Source organism: Candidatus Pantoea multigeneris, from assembly GCF_011752615.1.
Taxonomy (GTDB): domain Bacteria; phylum Pseudomonadota; class Gammaproteobacteria; order Enterobacterales; family Enterobacteriaceae; genus Pantoea; species Pantoea multigeneris.
Genome location: NZ_VWXF01000029.1, coordinates 1 through 859, shown reverse-complemented (window position 1 = coordinate 859; position 859 = coordinate 1). Strand labels below are relative to the sequence as shown.

Genomic DNA, 859 nt, shown 5'->3' with positions numbered 1-859 from the left:
GCACGCCAGCAGCAGATGCGCTACAGCCCGGCCGGTCGCCTGCTTGAGCGTTCGACGTCGCAGGCGCAGTGGCAGCACGACTACGACAGCTGCGGGCGGCTGGTGCGCCTGACCCGCACCCCGACGGAACTGGGCCGCGCGGCGGGTATCACCGCCGACGTGGTGAGCCTGCGCTACGACGCCGACGACAACCCGCTGGCCGAAACCGGCGGGCACGGCGAGGTGCAGTACGCCTGGGACGCGCTGGATAACCTGACGCAGCTGACCCTGCCGCAGGGCGACAGCCTGCGCTGGCTGCACTACGGCTCGGGCCACGTCAGCGCGGTGAAGTTTAACCAGCAGACGGTGAGCGAATTTACCCGCGACCGGATGCACCGCGAGCTGAGCCGCACCCAGGGCGCGCTGACCCAGTGCCGCGCCTGGGACGTGATGGGCCGCCGGTGCTGGCAGGCCAGCGACGTCGCCGGAGAGGCCGACCCGGCCCCGGAGAGCGCGCGCTACTGGCGCACCTTCCGCTACAGCCTGCGCGGGGAAATCAGCGGCAACGATGACGCCTGGCGCGGCAGCACCCGCTACCAGTACGACACCGCGGGCCGCATGACCAGCGTTATCCCGCACCCGCATACGCGGCCCCAGACCAGCCTGCGCTATGACGGGGCGGATAACCTGCTCGACGAAACCCCGGTGAGGCTGAGCAGCAAGGACGACGCCCCGCTGCACCACGTCACCGGTAACCGCCTGCGCCACTGGCAGCGCCTGTTTAACCGCTATGACCCGTGGGGCAACCTTATCAGCCGCCGCTGCGGCTGGCTGGAGCAGCACTACGAATACGATGACGACAACCGCCTGATACGCGCCC

The 859-nt window shown here is 69.8% G+C and carries 1 pseudogene; it reads left to right on the top strand.

What is annotated here, in order from left to right:
* Positions 1-859 (top strand): annotated as a pseudogene (locus F3J40_RS25415) (type IV secretion protein Rhs); the annotation flags it as partial.